Annotated in this window: 17 protein-coding genes; 9 read left to right on the top strand and 8 right to left on the bottom strand. The window is 68.1% G+C overall.

The genetic code is table 11. From position 1 onward, the window contains the following. On the top strand, nt 1-673 hold a 673-nt coding region (gene rlmN, locus ACAG25_RS22870), incomplete at its 5' end, for a 23S rRNA (adenine(2503)-C(2))-methyltransferase RlmN (protein WP_370490768.1). 1 nt (nt 674) lies between these two features. On the opposite strand, the gene ACAG25_RS22865 is transcribed toward rlmN, so the two are convergent. From ACAG25_RS22865 to ACAG25_RS22845, 5 genes are all read right to left on the bottom strand, one after another. Beyond that, complete coding sequence (locus ACAG25_RS22865; protein ID WP_370490767.1) at nt 675-1,109, bottom strand: nuclear transport factor 2 family protein; 435 nt, start codon at nt 1,107-1,109, stop codon at nt 675-677. Then, nucleotides 1,109-1,507 carry a nuclear transport factor 2 family protein gene (locus tag ACAG25_RS22860; protein ID WP_370490766.1) on the bottom strand — a complete coding sequence of 133 codons (399 nt, stop codon included), beginning with the start codon at nt 1,505-1,507 and terminating at the stop codon, nt 1,109-1,111. Before ACAG25_RS22860 ends, ACAG25_RS22865 begins: the two co-directional genes overlap by 1 nt. Then, nucleotides 1,504-2,991, bottom strand: a complete 1,488-nt coding sequence (locus ACAG25_RS22855) for an aldehyde dehydrogenase family protein (RefSeq protein ID WP_370490765.1) — start codon at nt 2,989-2,991, stop codon at nt 1,504-1,506. Before ACAG25_RS22855 ends, ACAG25_RS22860 begins: the two co-directional genes overlap by 4 nt. 44 nt (nt 2,992-3,035) lie before the next feature. Further along, complete coding sequence (locus ACAG25_RS22850) at nt 3,036-3,581, bottom strand: TetR/AcrR family transcriptional regulator (RefSeq protein WP_370490764.1); 546 nt, start codon at nt 3,579-3,581, stop codon at nt 3,036-3,038. 82 nt (nt 3,582-3,663) lie between these two features. Then, a complete protein-coding gene (locus tag ACAG25_RS22845) occupies nt 3,664-4,803 on the bottom strand; it encodes a phosphotransferase (RefSeq protein ID WP_370490763.1) in 1,140 nt (379 codons plus the stop codon). A gap of 81 nt (nt 4,804-4,884) precedes the next feature. Here ACAG25_RS22845 and ACAG25_RS22840 point away from each other — a divergent pair, with 81 nt between their 5' ends. Next, nucleotides 4,885-6,075, top strand: a complete 1,191-nt coding sequence (locus tag ACAG25_RS22840; protein WP_370490762.1) for a CaiB/BaiF CoA transferase family protein — start codon at nt 4,885-4,887, stop codon at nt 6,073-6,075. 15 nt (nt 6,076-6,090) lie between these two features. On the opposite strand, the gene ACAG25_RS22835 is transcribed toward ACAG25_RS22840, so the two are convergent. Further along, entirely contained in the window at nt 6,091-6,654 is a 564-nt protein-coding gene (locus ACAG25_RS22835; protein ID WP_370490770.1) for a TetR/AcrR family transcriptional regulator, read from the bottom strand. Between the two features lie 45 nt (nt 6,655-6,699). On the opposite strand from ACAG25_RS22835, the gene ACAG25_RS22830 reads away from it, so the two are divergent. After that, nucleotides 6,700-7,953 (top strand): cytochrome P450, encoded by a 1,254-nt coding sequence (locus ACAG25_RS22830; protein WP_370490761.1) that lies wholly within the window; start codon nt 6,700-6,702, stop codon nt 7,951-7,953. Between the two features lie 22 nt (nt 7,954-7,975). After that, nucleotides 7,976-8,167 (top strand): ferredoxin, encoded by a 192-nt coding sequence (locus tag ACAG25_RS22825; RefSeq protein WP_370490760.1) that lies wholly within the window; start codon nt 7,976-7,978, stop codon nt 8,165-8,167. A gap of 11 nt (nt 8,168-8,178) precedes the next feature. On the opposite strand, the gene ACAG25_RS22820 is transcribed toward ACAG25_RS22825, so the two are convergent. Continuing rightward, nucleotides 8,179-8,997, bottom strand: coding sequence for a thioesterase family protein (locus ACAG25_RS22820; RefSeq protein ID WP_370490759.1), 819 nt, complete (start codon nt 8,995-8,997; stop codon nt 8,179-8,181). 19 nt (nt 8,998-9,016) lie between these two features. Beyond that, nucleotides 9,017-9,856, bottom strand: coding sequence for an SMP-30/gluconolactonase/LRE family protein (locus ACAG25_RS22815; RefSeq protein ID WP_370490758.1), 840 nt, complete (start codon nt 9,854-9,856; stop codon nt 9,017-9,019). Between the two features lie 132 nt (nt 9,857-9,988). Between ACAG25_RS22815 and ACAG25_RS22810 the strand changes: the two genes are divergently transcribed. From ACAG25_RS22810 to ACAG25_RS22790, 5 genes are read left to right on the top strand one after another with little or no spacing between them, the layout of a single operon-like run. Continuing rightward, on the top strand, nt 9,989-10,693 hold the full coding sequence (locus tag ACAG25_RS22810) for an NIPSNAP family protein (protein WP_370490769.1): 705 nt from the start codon (nt 9,989-9,991) through the stop codon (nt 10,691-10,693). 10 nt (nt 10,694-10,703) lie between these two features. Next, nucleotides 10,704-11,939 carry a cytochrome P450 gene (locus ACAG25_RS22805; RefSeq protein ID WP_370490757.1) on the top strand — a complete coding sequence of 412 codons (1,236 nt, stop codon included), beginning with the start codon at nt 10,704-10,706 and terminating at the stop codon, nt 11,937-11,939. A 1-nt stretch (nt 11,940) separates the two neighbouring features. Then, nucleotides 11,941-12,909 carry a zinc-binding dehydrogenase gene (locus ACAG25_RS22800; protein WP_370490756.1) on the top strand — a complete coding sequence of 323 codons (969 nt, stop codon included), beginning with the start codon at nt 11,941-11,943 and terminating at the stop codon, nt 12,907-12,909. Beyond that, entirely contained in the window at nt 12,909-13,700 is a 792-nt protein-coding gene (locus ACAG25_RS22795) for an HpcH/HpaI aldolase/citrate lyase family protein (RefSeq protein WP_370490755.1), read from the top strand. The genes ACAG25_RS22800 and ACAG25_RS22795 overlap by 1 nt, the downstream gene beginning before the upstream one ends. Continuing rightward, nucleotides 13,697-14,428 carry an SDR family NAD(P)-dependent oxidoreductase gene (locus ACAG25_RS22790; RefSeq protein ID WP_370490754.1) on the top strand — a complete coding sequence of 244 codons (732 nt, stop codon included), beginning with the start codon at nt 13,697-13,699 and terminating at the stop codon, nt 14,426-14,428. The genes ACAG25_RS22795 and ACAG25_RS22790 overlap by 4 nt, the downstream gene beginning before the upstream one ends. Nucleotides 14,429-14,432 lie beyond the last annotated feature (4 nt).

The raw sequence follows: 14,432 nt of genomic DNA, 5'->3' as shown, positions 1-14,432 counted from the left end.
TCCAATTGCGGGCTCCGCCCGCGGCGGTCCAATTGCGGGCTCCGCCCGCGGCGGTCCAATTGCGGGCTCCGCCCGCGGCCGCCTCTCGAACATCGTCTTCATGGGTATGGGCGAACCGCTGGCCAACTACAACCGGGTGGTCGCCGCGGTCCGGCGGATCATCGCGCCGGCCCCGAACGGATTCGGTATCTCGGCCCGCTCGGTGACGGTGTCGACGGTCGGTCTGGCGCCGGCGATCCGCAAGCTCGCCGACGAGAAGCTCAACGTCACCTTGGCGGTGTCGCTGCACACGCCCGACGACGAACTGCGCGACACGCTGGTGCCGGTGAACAACCGCTGGCCGGTCGGCGAGGTCCTCGACGCGGCGCGTTACTACGCCGACGTGACCGGTCGGCGGGTGTCGATCGAGTACGCGTTGATCCGTGACGTCAACGACCAGCCGTGGCGGGCCGACCTGCTGGGCAAGAAGCTGCACGCCGCACTCGGGCCGCTCGTGCACGTCAACCTCATCCCACTGAACCCGACGCCGGGCAGTGAGTGGGACGCCAGTCCCAAACCGGTGGAACGCGAGTTCGTCCGCCGCGTGCGCGCCAAAGGCGTGTCCTGCACGGTGCGCGACACCCGCGGCCGCGAGATCGCCGCTGCCTGCGGACAGTTGGCCGCGCAGGGCTGAGTCAGCCCGCCGCCGCTTCGCCCGGGCGGTTGACGAACCAGACGTTGTCCTCGCGGAGGTGACGGCTGCGCCAGCCGTCGTCCGTCCGGACCAGATCGTGGAAGTAGTACCCGCCGCACGAGCTCTGCTCGGCCATGCCGGGCAGTTGCATCGGGTTGTAGAACATGGCCCGCACCGTCGCGGTGTCGCCGTCGATGTCGGCTTCGACGTTGGTGATGTAGTGCATGGTCCACGGGATCGACTCGAACGCCGCGCGGAACATCTCGGCGATCTCGTCACGGGAACCCGGCGGAATCCCGGCAGAGGAATAGTCGATGAGCGCGTCGTCGGTGAACACCGACCGGTAGAGCTCCCAGTCCTTGGTGTCCACGGCGCGGGCATACCGGCTCAGCAGCGCCCGGATCTCCAACTCGTCACTGACCTGTGCGGCATCCATCAGAGAACCTCCAGTCGCAGTGTCCGGATCCGCCAACCATGCGGTGTCCGCGTCATCTCGTCGTGCCACCGGCCCCCGAAGAACGAGATGCCTGTTTTCTTCGGCAGCGCAACGGCGTTGAACCACGTCGCCACCACTTCGGCGGTGTCGCCGTCGATCCGGCTCTCGACGTTGGTGACGTAGTGCATGCCGACGCTGATCGACTCCTGGTGCCGGGTCAGGTAGGCCACGGCGTCGTCACACGTGCCGACGAACAGTCCGGCCGCCGAATAGTCCACGCGCGCACCGTCGGTGAACATCGACCGGTACAGCGGCCAGTCCTTCGAGTCCACCGCACGGCAGTAGCGCGTCAGCAGGTTCTCGATCTCCAGGACGTCGCCGGCGTGCGGCGCCGTCACTGGTCGGGCATGCCGATCGTCTTGGCTTCGAGGTACTCCTTGTAACCCTCTTCGCCGTTGCGGTAGCCCAGCCCGGATTGCTTGGTGCCGCCGAACGGGCTGCCGATGCCGAAGTGGCTCTTGCCGTTGATGGTGACGTTGCCGGTGCGCATGCGGGTGGCCACGGCGAAGGCGCGATCCACGTCGGCGCTGGACACCTCGCCGGACAGGCCGTAGATGGTGTTGTTGGCGATCGCGATGGCCTCGTCGTCGGTGTCGTACGGAGTCACGGTCAGCACCGGGCCGAAGATCTCCTCCTGGGCCACCTGCGAATCCGGGTCGACGTCGGCCAGCAGTGTGGGCTGGGTGTAGTAGCCCACCGGCAGGTTCTCCGGGATGCCGCCGCCGGTGACCAGCCGCGCGCCCGAGTCGATGCCCGACTTGATCAGCCCGAGTACCTTCTCGCGCTGGGTCGCGCTGATCTGCGGGCCCTGCATGTTGCCCTGGGTCCACGGGTCACCGACCGGGAAGTTCTCCATCATGGTCTTCAAGGTCTCGATGCCCTCGTCATAGCGGCTGCGCGGCAACAGGATCCGGCTGGGCAGGATGCAGGACTGCCCGCTCATCACACACGCCATCATCGCCGCCATCGGCAACGCCGCGCTGAAATCGGCGTCGTCGAGCACGATGTGGGCGGACTTGCCGCCCAGCTCCAGCAGCGTCTTCTTCACCGTCGGGGCGCCCGCGGCCAGGATCGCGCGCCCGGTGGCCGTCGACCCGGTGAAGGTGATCATGTCGACCCGCGGATCGGCCGACAGGGCCGCCCCGACCTCGTTGGCGTTGGACACCACCACGTTGAACACCCCGGCGGGGATGTCGGTCTCCTCGGCGACGATGCGGCCGTACTCACTACCCGACCACGGGGTCAGCTGTGCGGGTTTGAGCACCACGGTGTTGCCGGCCATCAACGCCGGCACCGTCTCGGCGATGTTGAGGTAGAACGGCACGTTCCACGGCGTGATAGCGCCCACCACGCCGACGGGTTCGTAGTGGATCTTGCGGCGCGCCGGGCCCAGCGGGGTGTCGTGCACCCCGTTGTCGACCAGGTACTCGAAATTCTTGCCGTGTTCGGCCCAGTGCTTGACTTCTTCGATGGGACTTTCGATCTGGCTGCCCGTCACCGAGATCGGGCATCCCACCTCGGTGATCAGAATGCGGCGCAGACGTTCCTTGTTGCGTTCCAGTGCCTCGTGCAACTGGGTCAGGCAGTGGTAGCGGAACTCCAGATCCCGCGACCAGTCGGTCTCGTCGAACGCCCGCCGCGCGGCGGCCACCGCGCGCCCCATGTCCTCGACCGTGCCGTCGGTGGCCACCCCGGCCACCTGCTCACTGGCCGGATGGATCACGTCGAAGGTCGCGCCACTACCGGTGGTCTGCAATTCCCCGTCGATGAGCATCCGCTCGTCACCGGCCAGCACACCCGTTTCCGTCTCCGCAGTCGTCATGGCGCCTACTTTACAAAGATTCAGACGACTGTCACGCGATTCGGTTAGCTTGGCTTGATTCCGACCGCGTGGCGCAGTTGGTCGAGGAACTGGTCGTCGTCGTCGCTGCGGACGATGTAGTGCGACACCGCAACCCGAATGGCGGTGGCCGCCTTCACCGCTCCGTTCGCCCCGGGCAGGAGTTTCTCCAGTTGCGCACGCATCACCGGCAGGATCCGGGACAGCTGGGCGATGACGACCTCGGGTTCGATGTCGACCAGTCGTACGCCCGAGTAGGACTGTTGGTAGGCGACGATGAACCGCATCGCCGCGTCGACACGCTCGGTGCCGCGCAGCCCGGCGGTGGCCCGCGCGATACCGGTGTGGAACATGTCGCGTTCGTAGACCCCGAACGCCTCGAGCAGCGCCTGTTTGTCGGCGAACCAGCGGTACAGCGTGGGGCGCGACACCCCCGCCTGCAACGCGACTTCCGACAGGCTGAGCTTGGTCTGCCCGCTGCGCGCCAGGACCTCGGCGGTGGCCTGCAGGATCCGGTGGCGGGTTGAGGTGTCCTCGGTGCCGTCGGAGGTGTCAGGTGCGGGGTGGTTCACGAAGCCGGCCTTTGCTGTCGGGTCGGTGTCGATGGTAGAGCGTGCCCGCGCCGGTCCGGGGTGACTCGCGCGGCGAGGTCGGTCACAACGCCTTCTCGAGCAGCGCGACGGTGTCGAGATCTTCGAGTGCGGTCAGGGCACGGTCGAGTCCCGCCAGCGCGATGTCCTCGGCCTGCATGCCGCCCAGCCCCGCGGTGATCAGCGCCGCGACGTACGGGTACAGCGCACCCTGCCGGTATCGCTCCCACAGTTCGTCGCGGTCCAGTTCGGGACCACCGCCGGCGGCCAGGGCCTGCCGGTACACGTCGAGCAGGTCGCGCTGCGATGAGGTCCGGTCGTCGGCGGTCATGCTGGTCACCATGGTGTAGGCGAGCTCGCGTCCAGGGTGTCCGCGGCGGACCGCCTGCCAGTCCAGCAGTCCGGCGCGGCCGTCGCGGAAGTACAGGTTGCCGGGATGGGCATCGCCGTGCATCACCGTGTGCGGGGGTGTGTCGATCAGCGTCGCGACCGCGCGGTAGTGCTCGTTGATGAACCGACCGCGTTCCAGCGGGAGGTCGCTGCGCTCGGCCAGTCGGCGCGTGGCCGTCCGCAGCAATGGTGCGGTGAGCACCGAGGCACTGTCCTCCGACGCGGTGTAGAGCCAGCCGTACGGTCCGTCGCCGCGTCGCGCCGGCAGCCGGTGCCAGAACGTCGCGTGCAGCCCGGCCAGCAACTCGACCACCTGTGCGGCCTGGTCGACGTCGATCGGGTTCAGGGTGTCGGGGAACGTGGCACCCGATGCGGCCAGGTCTTCGAGCACCAGCGCATAGCGGCCCGTGACCGGATCGAACCGGCTCCCGTGCAGTTCCGGCACGCCGGTCAGTTCGGGCGCCAGCTGACGGTAGAAACGTGTCTCGGTGTCGGCGAGGTTGCCCAGTTCGCCGAGCAGACGAGTGGCCACCGTGGTCGCCGAGGTCTTGACGAACACCGTCGGTGGCACACCGTCGCCGGTGAGTGCGAGCCGAGCGCGGGAGGACGTGCCGGCGTCGGATTCGAGCACCGTGACCGACGTGACCGGTCGACCGATCAGCCCCGACAGTGCGGCGGCATCGAGGTCGGCTACGGTACGGGGCAGGGAGCGCAGTCTTCCGAACATCGCGTCGGTACCCAGCCGCAGGCCTGCGCGGCCCAAGTGGGCGGCCAGACCCACCGCAGGTCCGATCTGTTCGGCGAACACTGACACCCGTGCCTCCTAGGCTCGACCGATAGCCTCAACAGGCTTACAAAATACCGCTGATTTGTAAAGTCGAAGAAGGTGATCGGGATGCCGGGTCCGCTGGACGGCGTGCGTGTCGTCGAACTGGGCGTGTGGGTGGCAGGTCCCGCTGCAGGAGGGATCCTGGCGGACTGGGGCGCCGACGTCGTCAAGATCGAACCGCCGACCGGTGACCCCGCCCGCACCTTCGGCCGCATGCTGGGAATCCCCGCCGTGGACGGAGTGGCGCCCAGCCCGCCGTTCGAGATGGACAATCGCGGCAAGCGCAGCATCGTGCTGGACCTCGCCGAGGAGCAGGGACGCGCGCACGCGCGCGACCTGATCGCCGACGCCGACGTGTTCCTGACCAACATCCGCACCGGCGCGCTGCGGCGCATCGGACTGGACTTCGACGCCGTCGCCGCCGCCAACCCGCGGTTGATCTACGGGCTGATCACCGGCTACGGGGCCGCCGGCCCGGACGCCGACCGGCCCGCCTACGACGTGGCCGCGTTCTGGGCGCGCTCGGGTCTGGCGCACCTGCTGACGCGTCCCGGCGACGTCCCGCCGTTCCAGCGGGGCGGCATGGGCGATCACATGGCCGGCATGACGTTGGCCGGTGCGGTGTGCGCGGCGCTGGTGGCGCGGAACCGCACCGGTGCCGGGCAGCTGGTGACGACCTCGCTGTACCGCCAGGGCGCCTACACCGTCAGCTTCGACCTGAACACCTTTCTGCTGACCGGGGATTCGATCGCGATCGGCCAGCGCGAGACGATGGCCAACCCGTGCATGAACAACTACACCGCCGGCGACGGTCGACGTTTCTGGCTCGTCGGCCTGCAGGGGGATCGGCACTGGCCGGCGCTGTGCGCTGCGGTGCAGCGGCTGAGTTGGTTGACCGACGAGCGCTTCGCCACCGGTCGGGCACGTGCGGCCAACGCGTCGGTGCTGATCGCCGAACTCGACGCGATCTTCGCCGGCAGGTCACTCGACGAATGGGCCGAAGTCTTTGCCACGCAACCGGATCTGTTCTGGTCGCCGATCAACTCGCTCGAAGACGTCGTCGCCGACGAGCAATTCCACGCCGCCGGCGGAGTGGTGTACGTGCCCGAACCCGACGGCGGCAGCGTGCCGATGGTGGCCACGCCGGCAGACTTCCACGGGACCCCGGGGGAGATGCGATCGGTGGCCCCCACACTGGGACAGCACACCGACGAGGTGCTCGCCGAATTGGCGCAGCGCACGAAACGTTCGACGTAGGGCCCGAACCGGCGGCTAGGGCGACCGGTGTCTGACGCGGGCGGCGTGCCGCAGCTGATCCAGGAACTCGGCGCTGTCGTCGCTGCGCACCAGGTACTGCGAGATCGCGACCCGGACGGCGGTGGCCGCCGACAGCGCGGCATCCGGTCCCGTGCACAGCCGTTGCAACCGCTCCCGCATCAGTGGCAACACCCGCGCCAACCGCCTGATCACCTGCTCGGGTTCGACGTCGACCATGCGCAGACCGGGATAGGACAGCTGGTACTCCACGATGACGCGCAGTGCCGCGTCGAGTCGCTCGTTGGCGGGAAGGTCGGCGGTGGCCTCGGCGATGGCGTGCTCGTAGAGCTGGCGTTCCCACACCACGAATGCGTTGAGCAGCCCGCGCTTGTCGGTGAAGTAGCGGTAGAGCGTCGGGCGGGACACCCCGGCCTGGGTGGCGACATCCGACAGCGAGAGCTTCGCGGTCCCGTTGCGCCCCAGCACTTCCGCGGTGGCGGCGAGGATGCGCGCACGCGTGGGGCTTTCCGTCTCGGCATCGGGTGTCCCGCGACGCGGACCCGGCAACGAGTGCGGCATGGACATAGCTTTACAAAATATCGGCCGGATGTCACGCTATGCGCTGTGACAGTCTCTTCGGTGCAGGAGCGCGAATACAGCGCCGTCGATCTCACGTCCCACCGATTCTGGGAGCAGCCGTTCGCGGTGCGCGACCGGTCCTTTGCGCGTCTGCGCGCCGCCGACGGTCTGAGCTGGCACCGGCCCCTTCCGTCCCTCTTCGACGTCGAGGAGCCGGGGTTCTGGGCGCTGACGCGCCGAGCCGACATCACCTACGTCAGCCAGCATCCCGAGCTGTTCACCTCGGAACGCGGAGTGTCGCTGGACCCGATGCCCGCCGAGGTGCAGCGCTTCGCGTCGTTCTTCCTGACGATGGACCCGCCGCAGCACACCACCTACCGTCGATTGATCAGCTCGGCGTTCACGCCGCGCAATGTCGCGCGGATCGAGGAGCAGATCCACGACGCCGCAACCGAAATCGTCGACGACCTGGTGGGTGCCGGCGACATCGACTTCGTCGCCGACTGTTCTTCGCGACTGCCGATGCGCACGATCATGGAGATGCTCGGCGTCCCCGCCGCCGACCAGCCCGCCGTCGCGCAGGCCGCCGAGAAGCTCTTCTCGATGAGCGACGACGAGTACAGCTCCATCGAAGAGCGTGCCGCGAACACCATCAACGAGATCATGCTGCTGTCGAGCACCGGCGCCGAACTCGCGAAGTTCCGGCGCAACAATCCCGGCGACGACCTGATGACCAGCATCGTCAACGCCGAGGTGGACGGCCACCGGCTCACCGACGAGGAGATCGGTGCGTTTTTGATCCTGCTGGCCTCGGCGGGAAACGACACCACCAAGCAGACGACCACGCACGCGATGATGGCGCTCGTCGAGCACCCCGAGCAACGGGACTGGCTCACCGCCGACTTCGATGCCCGCATCGGCACCGCGGTCGAGGAGTTCATCCGGTGGGCCACCCCGGTGTTGCAGTTCGCGCGGTTCGCCGTCTGCGACACCGAGATCAACGGTCAACCCGTCGCGGCCGGCGACAAGGTCGGGTTGTTCTACTGCTCGGCCAACCGCGACGAGGCCGTGTTCGACCGACCCGATGCCTTCGACCTGTCCCGCTCGCCCAATCCCCATCTGGGATTCGGCGGCGGGGGACCGCACTTCTGCCTGGGCAACCAGCTCGCCCGCACCGAGCTGCGGCACCTGTTCAGGGAGCTGCTCACCCGTCTGAAAACCGTCGAGCTCGGTGAACCCGACTGGCTCTACAGCAGTTTCGTGCACGGCGTGAAGCGGCTACCGGCCCACGTGCGGTGAATCGGGCGATCGGAGCCATGTCGTGAGAGTTTCTGTCGATCTGACCAAGTGCACTGGGCACGGAGTCTGCGAGACGATCGCCGAGGATGTGTTCGAGGTGCTCGACGAAGGCACCGTGCGCATCCACGAACCCGAACGTCCCGAATCCGACCGGGAACGCATGCAGCAGGCCGTCACCCAGTGTCCGGTGGCCGCACTGCGCCTGACCGACTGAACCTCGCCCGATCAGGGCTTCGGGGGACGCGGACGAACCAGCACCGACTGCTGGATCGCGCCGACGGCGCCCTGCTGGTCGAACAGCGTCCCGATCGTGGTGCCGATGCCGTCGGGCCCGTAGTTGGTCTCGGCGCGGATGCCGACCCACTCACCGTCGGGGACCCGGTGGACGTGCACCGCCAGATCGGTGTTGAGGAACGTGTATTCGCGCGGATTGAGCTTGGTGCCGATGCCGTTGGCGCAATCGGCGACGGTGAACAACCGCTCCAACGGGGTCATCACCTCGCCCTTGACCAGATCCACCTCGGATCGCAGCCAGGACTCGCCGCCCCCCGGCGCCAGCGGCTTGGACAACCAGCGCCAGTCCAGGCTGTGGACGTAGTTGGGGTCCCAGTCCTTCTTCATGTCGGCGTTGCGAGCCGCTTCCAGCGCGGGCAACGGTGCGGCGGCGGCGTGTTGGATCGCAGCCGTGTCGAGGGTCTGCATCCGCCAGCCGCTTGCCCGGGCGACCGCTCGTGGTGTGCCGTCGGGCCCCGGTGCGGACATCTCGGCGCTGATCAACTCGATCTGCGTGCCCGCGCGTTCCCGTCGCGCGCACACCCACAGGTCGCCCTCGGCGGGCACCGGTCCCAGCAGATCGACCAGCACCCGGCTCAGACGTGTGTCCTCGCGTGGTTCGCAGCGTTCCAGGGCGCGCACCAGCAGCGCCGACACCGGTGCTGCGTGCTGGATGGACGCCGACCACGTGCTGCGTACGAAGTCGGTGGTGCAGAAGCGCTCTCCGCGCTCACCGTCGGTGTCGAGCAGCACGTAGTACGCGTCGGTCATGGTGGCCTTTCGACAGGGTTCAGGGCTGGGCGGCGGCGGGAACGTCGACGGTGGTGGCCTCCAGGCGGCCCAGTCGTGTTCCCAGGAGGCGTTGCGGGTAGGCGTCGGCAGCCGACACCAGGAACAGGGTGCGATCCTCGGGGCCGCCGAGGATACATGCGATCGCGGCGCGGTCCCCGATGTCGATACGGTCGGTCACGCGGGCGTCGCCGTTGTCGGAGACGATCCGGACGAATTCGTGCGCCAGGGTCAGAGCCGCCCAGACGCCACCGTCGGCGTCCAGGCAGATGCCGTCGGGCGGTCCGGCCAGGTTGTCGGCGAAAACCGTTCGATTCGTCAGCTTTTGGTCGGTGTCGATGGTGAAGGAGGTCAATCGGCGCGCCACCGACTCGGCGACGATCAACGAGGTGCCGTCGGGTGTGAGCACCATGCCGTTCGGGAAGTCCAGGTCGTGTGCCACCACGGTGATCCCACCGGCCCGCGTGTCACCGGGATCGAGGCGCACGATCACACCGCCCTCGCGGGCCTGGGACCCGACGAACGCCGTGCCGCGGGAATCGATGACCAGGTCGCCCAGGGCCGCCGGGACCACGTCGGAGAGGTCGGCGTAGACCTCGACGGATTCCCCGTCATACCGCAGCACCTGCCGCGCTTCGGTGGACACGATCAACAGCGTGCCGTCCGGGCAGAATCCGAGTCCGGACGGGTAATTGCCCGGCAGCTCGAGGGTGCTCATCTGCCCGTCGAGAGTGACGGTGTGTACGGCCTCGCCGAGCATGTCGGAGAACCAGACCAGATTCTCGAACCAGCGCGGACCCTCGCCGAAACAGAAGTCACCGGCCAACGGCGTCAACGTCATTGGCGCGCGGTCCCGCACTGTGCCCGACGCGAACGCCGACAGGCTTTACAAAACACGAGACAAGTGTCACGCTCGCTGGGTGCAGCTGTCAACCGTCTGCGGCCCGCGCCGGATCGGGGTCTTTACGTGAACATGAAGAAGTACCACAGCCACACTCTGCTGTACCTGCACGAGACGATCGACCTGGGCTCGGCGCACACCGATCAGTTCCTGGCGGAGTTCGACACCACCTACCACCCGATGATGAGCGAGTTGGGCGCGCGGTTGTTCGCCATCTGGGAGACCACGCCCTACAACGGGCACTGGCCGCAGATCACCGTGATCTGGGAGATCGACTCCTTCGCCGACTATGCCCGGATCGGTCGGGCGCAGGCCCGCGCGGGCAGCCACCAGGACGGTGCCCGACGCTGGACGGACTTCCTGCGCGATACGCGATCACGCGGCGAGGGCCGCATCATGTATGCGGGCCGCAGCAACAAGACCCTTGCCGAGTTGCGCGCGGCGGATTTCAAGGCGGGATTGGTGATCCAGGAGATCATGCAGACCAAGCCGGGCCGCCAGGACGACTACATCCGCGAACTCGAACGGTTGTACGTGCCCTGGTCGGAATCCACGGGCAAGCGCTGGCTCGGCTCGTTCATCACCACGTTCCGGTTCAACGAGGTGATCCACTACTGGGCGCTGGAAGGCGACTGGGACTGCTTCGAAAACCATTACCCGTCCTGGAAAGAACACCCACCGGCCGAGATCGTGACCTGGATGAGTGTGGCCCCGGCGTTGCGGGACGGCTGGGAGGACTCGATCCTGGCCGCGCTGCCACCGTCGCCGCTGCAGTGAGGGAGCATCGATGACCAGCACGGAATCCGCCTCCGACACGTTCGCCTACGACCCGTTCGACCCGGCGGTGATGGCCGACCCGCAGCCGTTCTACCGTGTGCTGCGCGACCGGTACCCGGTGTACTACGTGCCCGTGTGGGACACCTACGCGCTGTCCCGGTTCGACGACATCTGGACGGTGTTGGAGATCAACGACGGAACGTTCGTCGCATCGGAGGGGACGCTGCCGTCGGCGGCTGTCCTGTCCGAGCACAACGACGGACCGGTACCCGACCCGCCGCTGCACCCGATGCCGTTCCACGCCAACTTCGGCTCCCCGCTCTACGAAGACGTCCGGCGCTGTACCGCAACGCCGTTCCGGCCCAAGAACATCAACGCGCTCGCCGACCGCATCCGCGTGCGGGCCAACGAGCGGCTCGACGAACTGCTCAGCCGGGGACGCTTCGACCTGACCCAGGATTACGGCGGGATCGTCGCGGCGTCGGTGGTGTGCGACCTGGTGGGGCTGCCCGACGATCTGGCCCCCGACGTGCTGGCCACGGTCAACGCCGGCAGCCTCGCACAGCCCGGCAGCGGGGTCGAGGTCGCCAACTCACGGCCCGGCTACCTGGAGTACCTGACCCCGGTGGTGCAACGACGGCGCGCCGGTGACGGTGCACCCGTGCCGATCGCCGACAACCTGTTGAACTACCGGCTGCCCGACGGATCCGGCTTGTCGGATTCCGAGGCCGCGGTGCAGATGCTGGGGGTGTTCATCGGAGGCACCGAGACCGTGCCGAAGATCGTCGCGCACGGACTGTGGGAGCTGTTCTCCCGCCCCGACCAACTCGCCGCGGTGCGTGCCGATCTCGACACCAACGTCGCGATCGCCCGCGAGGAGATGATCCGCTTCTGCGCCCCGGCGCAGTGGTTCGCGCGAACGGTGCGGCGCCCCTTCACGATCCACGGCACCACGATGCAACCCGGTCAGCGGGTCATCACGCTGCTGGCCTCGGCCAACCGCGACGAGCGGGAATACCCCGATCCCGAACAGTTCCGCTGGGACCGGCCCATCGAGCGGTTGCTGGCATTCGGTCGCGGACAGCACTTCTGTCTGGGTGCGCATCTGGCGCGCCTGGAGATCACCATCATGGTCAGCGAGTGGCTCAAGCGGGTCGACGACTTCACCGTCGACACGGCCGCGGCGCAACGGCCACCGTCGAGCTTCCAATGGGGTTGGAACAGCATCCCCGTGGAGGTCGGCTGACGTGTGGTCCTACCGCCTCGTCGCGCCTTACACCTTCATCGAAACGGTGGCCGAACAACCCGTTCCGGAGAATCTGGGCGACGGTCAGGTGTTGCTGCGCATGACGGCCGCGGGGATCTGCGGCAGTGACCTTCCCGGTTTCCGCGGCACCAAGGGCCGCTTGCCGTTCGACACCGGCCCCTGCGCGGCGGACAAAGACGGCTTCCCGATCCACGAAGTGGCCGGCGAGGTCATCGCCAGCCGTCACCCCGCACACCGGACGGGAGACCGCGTCGTCGGATGGGCGTCGGGTTTCGACGGTCTGATGGAGTACGTCGTCTCCGACGGCGACGGCCTCGCCGCCTACGACCCGGCGCTGGACCCCGCCCACGCGGTCGCGCTGCAGCCGTTGGCGTGTGTGCTCTACGCCGTCGAACAACTGCCCGACCTCACCGGACGCCGCGTCGCGGTGATCGGGCAGGGGTCGATCGGGTTGTTGTTCTCCTATGTGGCCAAAGCCCGCGGAGCAGCCCACGTCAGCGGTGTGGACCCGGTGGACCGGAGCGACATCGGTCCGGCGTTCGGTGTCGACACCGTCGTGCGTGCCACCAGCGACCGTTGGGTCAGCCATCTGGCCGCCGACCGGCGTCCTGATGTCGTCATCGAAGCCGTCGGTCACCAGGTCGCCACGCTGGCGCACGCGATCGACGCCGTCGGGTTCGGTGGCACCGTCTTCTATTTCGGGGTCCCCGACGACGACACCTACCCGATCAGCATGCGCACGCTGCTGCGCAACAACCTCACCCTCAAGGCCGGCGTCACCCTCGACCGGCGCCGCGTGCTCGCCGACGCCGACGCGTTCGCCCGCGCCCACCCCGGTCTGCTCGACCGCTACCTGACCCACACCTTCGAAGTGACCGAAGTGCAGCAGGCCTTCGAGTTGGCCGCCCGCCCGACACCGGGCCGCGTCAAGATCGCGATCGTGCCCTGATGAGCCCCAGCAGACTGCAGGACCTGCTGAGCACCGGTGCGCCGGTCTGGGGCGGCTGGGTGGTCGGCCCTACGATGCTGGGGCCCGAGGAGTTCTGTGCCGCCGGCTACGACTACGTCGGATTCGACGTCCAGCACGGGTATCTCGACGACGCCGACGTCGCGCAGATGTTGCGCCGCCTCGAACACGTCCCGATCGCGACCGTGGTGCGCCTGCCCGGCGTCGATGCCGCCCCCATCGGGCGGGTGCTCGACGCGGGAGCGGACGGGGTGATCGTCGCGATGGTCGAGACCGCCGAACAGGCGGCCGCCGCGGTCGCGGCCACCCGGTACCCGCCCCACGGGCTGCGCAGTTACGGGCCGCTGCGCGCGGCAATGGGATTCGATCCGGCGCAACTGCAGGACCGGGTCTCGGTGTTCGCGATGATCGAGACCACCGCCGGGCTCGTCGCGATCGACGACATCTGCGCCGTCCCCGGCCTGACCGGCATCTACGTCGGTCCCGCGGACCTGGCCATCTCGATGGGTCACTCACCGGTGGGCGCGCTGGCCGAACAGTCGGTCCGGGACGCGATCATCGGTATCCAGCAGCGTACCGCGGCAACAGGTCTGGTCAGCGGAATCCACGCAGGTACCGGCACTCACGGAAACGCACTGTGGCAGGAGGGCTTTCAGATGATCACCCTGGCCTCGGAGTCCCAGGCGTTGCGGCGCGGGGCCGCAGCCCATCTCGAGGAGGCGCGCGGTGTGACACCGTCGGAAGCGGCCGACACACCCGGCGGGTACCGATGAGTCCGCTGCGCGTCGCCCTTGTCACCGGCGCCGCCCGCGGTCAGGGCGCGGCGATCACGCGGAGGCTGCTCACCGACGGTTTCCGCGTGGCCGCATGCGATCGTCGCAGCGACGAATTGGCCGCCACGGTGGGCGAACTCGGAACCGACGCGGTCATCGGCGTGAATCTGGATGTGACATCGGCCGAGCAGTGGCAGGCCGCGGTGGCCGTCACCGTCGAGACGTTCGGCGCGTTGACCACGCTGGTCAACAACGCCGGCGTGCTGCACCGGGCCTCCTTGAGCGAGGAGACGGAGGCCGGATTCCAGAACAGCTGGCAGGTCAACTGCCTGGGGCCCTTCCTCGGGATTCAGGCGGCGCTGCCGGAACTACGGAAGGCGAGCGGCGCGTCGATCGTCAACACCAGCAGCACCGGGGCGGTGCGACCGTTCCCGAACCACAGTGCCTACGGTTCGTCGAAGTGGGCGCTGCGCGGACTCACCCAGGTCGCAGCTGTCGAGTTGGCGCGTGACGGTATCCGGGTCAACGCCGTGCTGCCCGGTCCTGTGCAGACGCCGATGCTCGACGAGTCCACCCAGACCCGGCTGGCCGACCACGCGCTGCTGGGCCGGATCGGCCGACCGACGGAGATCGCCGACGCGGTCGCGTTCCTGGTGTCCGAACAGGCGTCCTTCATCACCGGATCCGAGCTCATCGTCGACGGTGGGCAATCCCTGCAGATCGGATGAGAAC

The organism is Mycobacterium sp. pV006, assembly GCF_041287115.1.
Classification (GTDB): Bacteria; Actinomycetota; Actinomycetes; order Mycobacteriales; family Mycobacteriaceae; genus Mycobacterium.
Note: the sequence above shows the minus strand (reverse complement) of the source record. Positions and strands in the feature narration are given on the sequence as shown.

Excerpts from the sequence above, each read along its gene's own strand:
- ACAG25_RS22810 (WP_370490769.1), top strand. The coding sequence starts at position 9,989 with ATGAAGAAGTACCACAGCCACACTCTGCTGTACCTGCACGAGACGATC.
- ACAG25_RS22795 (WP_370490755.1), top strand. The coding sequence starts at position 12,909 with ATGAGCCCCAGCAGACTGCAGGACCTGCTGAGCACCGGTGCGCCGGTC.
- ACAG25_RS22820 (WP_370490759.1), bottom strand. The coding sequence starts at position 8,997 with ATGACCGACGCGTACTACGTGCTGCTCGACACCGACGGTGAGCGCGGA.
- ACAG25_RS22865 (WP_370490767.1), bottom strand. The coding sequence starts at position 1,109 with ATGGATGCCGCACAGGTCAGTGACGAGTTGGAGATCCGGGCGCTGCTG.
- ACAG25_RS22835 (WP_370490770.1), bottom strand. The coding sequence starts at position 6,654 with ATGCCGCACTCGTTGCCGGGTCCGCGTCGCGGGACACCCGATGCCGAG.
- ACAG25_RS22840 (WP_370490762.1), top strand. The coding sequence starts at position 4,885 with ATGCCGGGTCCGCTGGACGGCGTGCGTGTCGTCGAACTGGGCGTGTGG.
- ACAG25_RS22790 (WP_370490754.1), top strand. The coding sequence starts at position 13,697 with ATGAGTCCGCTGCGCGTCGCCCTTGTCACCGGCGCCGCCCGCGGTCAG.
- ACAG25_RS22815 (WP_370490758.1), bottom strand. The coding sequence starts at position 9,856 with ATGACGTTGACGCCGTTGGCCGGTGACTTCTGTTTCGGCGAGGGTCCG.
- ACAG25_RS22855 (WP_370490765.1), bottom strand. The coding sequence starts at position 2,991 with ATGACGACTGCGGAGACGGAAACGGGTGTGCTGGCCGGTGACGAGCGG.
- ACAG25_RS22805 (WP_370490757.1), top strand. The coding sequence starts at position 10,704 with ATGACCAGCACGGAATCCGCCTCCGACACGTTCGCCTACGACCCGTTC.